Source organism: Nonomuraea purpurea (genome assembly GCF_042650645.1).
In the GTDB taxonomy this organism is placed as follows: domain Bacteria; phylum Actinomycetota; class Actinomycetes; order Streptosporangiales; family Streptosporangiaceae; genus Nonomuraea; species Nonomuraea purpurea.
The window spans coordinates 1-2,463 of record NZ_JBHSBI010000072.1; the positions used below are offsets into that span (position 1 = coordinate 1).

The 2,463-nt window shown below is 60.9% G+C and carries 1 protein-coding gene; it reads right to left on the reverse strand.

Annotation, left to right across the window (positions count from 1 at the left end):
* Window positions 1–130 precede the first annotated feature (130 nt).
* Window positions 131–1,930 carry a reverse transcriptase/maturase family protein gene (locus tag ACFOY2_RS54550; protein WP_379536097.1) on the reverse strand — a complete coding sequence of 600 codons (1,800 nt, stop codon included), beginning with the start codon at window positions 1,928–1,930 and terminating at the stop codon, window positions 131–133.
* Between the last annotated feature and the right edge of the window lie 533 nt (window positions 1,931–2,463).

The window sequence follows — 2,463 nt, forward strand, 5'->3', positions numbered from 1 at the left end:
AGTACCGGTAGGCCACTGGCGAGGTGTCTGCTGGTGCAGGTCCTTTTCCAGTGGCCCCCGGCCCGAACCCGCCGTGCACCTTTCAATGCAGCGGGCTCTCCAGTGACTACTGCGTGTTTGTCGCGGCGGATTACCCGGCGTGGATGGTCTCGTGGCAGGCGGCGCAGACGATCAGGGTTTTGCGTCGCATTCTGGTCATGAGTTCCGCCCACGGGGGCGGTGGTTGTCCCGTTTTGGCGAGGTCTGCGAGTGCGCGGATGTGGTGTGCTTGCACCGTGGCCGGTCTGTTGCAGAGCTCGCATCGCCCGGCTTGGAGGCGTTCGATCAGTTGCTTGCCTCGTTTGCGGGTGAGCGGGGCTGATGGAAGGTCGTCCAGGACGGCCTTCCGCTGCCGTTTGAGTGGAATGCCACCGAACCGTGCGACCAGTGGTTTCCTGCCTGCTCGTTCGACACGGGCCTCGAAGCATCTGCGTCGCCCGTGCGGTGTGGTGATGGTGGTCTTGGTTCGCCTTGCCATCTTGGTCACCGTTGAGCGGTGCTTGGCCGCCAGTGTCTTGAGCATCGCGGTCAGCATGGTCCAGCGAAGCCTGTCCAGTTTCCAGACGTCGCCGGCCAGCAGGTAATACTGGACGATGCCCCGGTACTCGGCCCCGAACCTGCTGATGATGTCGTAGTCGGTCAGGTTCGTCAGGTGGGGCTGGTGCTCGGGTTTGCCGTGCTTGAGATACGGGGCGCATTTGGCCTTGATCACCGGTGGCGGTACCTTCAGGCGGATCTTCCCGTTGGTGGCGCGCATGCCTTTGGTGAGCCGCCCGCCTCGGGAGATCTTGTTGTTGGCGTGCTGGACGGTGATGTCGTAGCCGAGGAATCGGGCCGCGCCTGTGCGGGCGTGGGTGATCAGTGTTTTGTTCTCGTTGGGTTCCAGTTTGAGGTCGTCGCGCAGGAACGTCGCGAGGCGTTGTTTGATCTCTTCGGCTTCGGCTTTCGGTCCGATGAACCCGAGTAGGTGATCATCTGCGTAGCGGACGTAGCGCAGGCGCCGGTAGCCGGGGTCGCTGGGATCTCCGACTGGGAGGCGGCGTAGTCGCTTGCGTAGCTCTCGCATTTCCGGGGTTTCGGTCTTCTCCTTTCTGCGGGACTGTTTTCTCCGGATGTAGTTGATCGCGTTCTCCACCTTGTGGTAGGCGGGATTGCTTTTCCTTTTGTGTCCTCGGGTGTACTCTGGGATGAGTACTGTTTCGACGAATGTGTCCAGCCGATCCAAGTAAATGTTGGATAAGATTGGCGAGGCGACGCCGCCTTGCGGGGTTCCCGATAGGGTGGCGTGCCAGACCCAGTCTTCGAGGTATCCGGCCTGGAGCATCTGTTTGATGAGGCGCAGGAACCGGTTGTCGTGGATGTTCTTCGCCAGGATCGAGAGCATGACCTGATGGTCGAGTGTCCCGAAGCAGTCGGAGATGTCTCCTTCGATGAACCAGGTTGTCCCCGTCCAGGTGTGTGCCACCTCGGATAGTGCGGTGTGGCAGCCTTTTTGGGGACGGTAACCGTGTGAGCGGCCGGAGAATCGCGGTTCGTGGTATGCCTCGATCAGGAGGCGGATCACTTCGCCGACGAGTTTGTCCGACCAGGACGGCAGGCCGAGCGGTCTTGTGGTCCCGTTCTGTTTCGGGATGTAGGTCCGCCGGACGGGCTGGAATCGGTAGCGCTCGTGGCGCAGCGCGTCGATGACGCGCCCGATCTTTGCCTCCGACATACCGTCGGCGGTTTCCCCGCAGGCTCCGGGGGTCATCGCTCCGTGGTTGGAGTAGATACGCCCATAAGCCATGAGATACAGGTGCGGGTTGAACAGTTGTCGATACAGTTCCTCACATGGCAGGCCACGCCTGCCGCGTTCACGCAGGACATTCAGCACTGTTTCGGCGCTCTGCATTGCGCATACCTCCCAGTTCTTGAATATCCGATCACCTGGCCCCCTTCGCCCTGTGGACGGCTTTCCCGTCCGCCTTGGCAGGTCGTGACTCCTGCGACTACTACGGGGCCTCCGTCGCCTTAGAACTCGCGTCCCTTAGGCGATCCCACGTTCGTCTCTGTCATACGTTTCTAGTGCGACTTAGGCGCCCCACTCATCTCCTTGAATCCCCTCGCTGGGGATCGTCCTCACTCCTGAAGGTTGTGTCATAACGCAATTAATCCGACACAGGGAGCGGCGCCGGTGCCAGGCATGGATTTCCGGCGGATGCAAGCATTCCATCGACTGGAGATTGGGGTTCAGCCAATCCAGGTTTCGCCATATCACACGGGCCCCTCAACGCATCGCTTCCATGCCTGAACACGACCGTTGATTTCCTGGCATGCTACGGTCCCCTTCACCTTTCAGATTCGGGTAAGCCATCAGGCCCAGGAACCTCCCTTCAGTTCCTCCCGGCTCAACCGGGGATACAACAGAGCGCCTCGTGGCGCACT